At 53.5% G+C, this 1,681-nt stretch carries 1 protein-coding gene; it reads right to left on the bottom strand.

What is annotated here, in order from left to right; genetic code table 11:
- Positions 1-1,681 (bottom strand): RHS repeat domain-containing protein (locus HHJ06_RS11630; RefSeq protein ID WP_286010605.1); only part of this gene is annotated, 1,681 nt, incomplete at both ends.

Below are 1,681 nucleotides of genomic sequence, written 5' to 3'. Positions count from 1 at the left end.
GTACAAATTCCATCCACCCTGTTCGGCGATAGGATCGCGATTGATCCACCTGCCGTCTGCGGGATTGAGGTGGCGGTAGTTGTAGTAAACCAGCCCTAGTTCGTCGTCCGAGAACTCGCAGGAGAAGCGGAACTTGTTTTCCTGCGCCATGTCTCCTTCTGCGGTGAGAAGGCTACCAAAAGGCGCATACTCGTAGCGAGCTCTTGTCGTGTGTTGTCCATCAAAGATGGAAGTGACGTTTTTCAAAGCATCGTGCATGTAGTAGAGATGCTCTTTTACTTTCATTCCGTTTTCCTGCCAGCATGTCATCATCAGGACGCGCGTTGCCGTCGGTTCCATTGGATCCCACAGGTAGCTCTTTACAATCACAGGTTCAGGATGCCTCAAATCCAGTTGGGCTACCTGCAAATAGCCCCGGTACAGGAACCAGGAATGGGCGGATACTGCCCCATTGACGGAAACCTTCTTTTCAAAGCGCCGTCCCCGGTAGTCGTAGCCGCAGGTGATGGTTGTTCTGCCATCCTGGCTGGTGAAGACGATGGGGCGGTCATTGGCGTCGTAGGAAACTTTCCAGATGCCCGTTGAGGTCCTGATCCTGGCCTGGTTGCCGTCGGCGTCGTAGACGGGTTTAAAATGTTCTTCTCCCCCGGCAATATCCACGTACTGGTTAAGGCCGTTGGCATCGTAGGAAACTTCCTCCTCCAGTTCCCGGGCAGTCCTGCGGTTGCCGATATTGTCGTAGGAATAGATAAAGCTTCCTCCCGGGCTGACCCGGTCTTCGACCAGCTCGCTGCGGCTGTTGCAGGTGAAGTTTCTGGTGGTTGCAGGAGTGGTTCCATCCCAGGAGTCCCGGCGTTGAACGGGACGCAGCAGACCATCATAGTCGTATTCATGGCTGGCCGCTAGTTCACCATCAGCTTCCTTCCTGTAACCGATGGCGGTTACGAGGTTGAGCCTGGGATGATAGGTATTGGTGCGGACCATGCCGTTGGGGTAGGTGAGATGGTTGAGGAGGCCGTTGGTGGGATCATACTGCCAGGTAAAGGAAGACTTTAGACCTTCCAGATTCATCCCGAATATGCCACCTTTCCGGTCATAGTCAAGATGGGAGTGCTGCACGGTGCGAGTGCCAAGAATCAGGCGGCAGCCGGCCGAACGTCCAAAGGCATCGTATTCTTCCTGGAGGCTGCTTTCCACGGTTCCAAAGGAAGTGTCCTGTTGCGTTCTTCCATAGGCATCATAGGAAAATTCTCTTAATCCTGAGGCATCATGAATGGAAATCATCTGTCCAAGATGGTTGTAGGTGAACTCCCATCCTGGCGTACCGTCATTGTGGGAGACGGAAACAAGTTCTCCGGTAAGGGAAGCATACGTATATGTTGTCACAACGCCTCGTGCTTTGGTCAATGCCTCCAGATGGTTGAGAGCGTCGTAGGTTTTGGAGATACAGGAGCCGTCGGCATAAGTCTTTTTCAATTCCAACCCGGTAGCTTCGTCATAGAGCCAAGCGGTGGTGTCTCCATCAGTTCGGTCGGAAGGATCAGTGGTGATATTCTCTTCATCTGCGCGGAAGGTAGTCAACGCCACCATACGGTCGGCTTCGTCGTAGGAAAAACAGGCCGGCTGGACGGCGGTGCCGTATTCTGCTGTCTTTCTGCCGCGGATATCATAGGAGTAGTAG

The sequence above is a fragment of the Akkermansia muciniphila genome (assembly GCF_018709685.1).
Taxonomy (GTDB): domain Bacteria; phylum Verrucomicrobiota; class Verrucomicrobiia; order Verrucomicrobiales; family Akkermansiaceae; genus Akkermansia; species Akkermansia muciniphila_E.
This window is presented reverse-complemented; position numbering and strand designations above follow the sequence as displayed.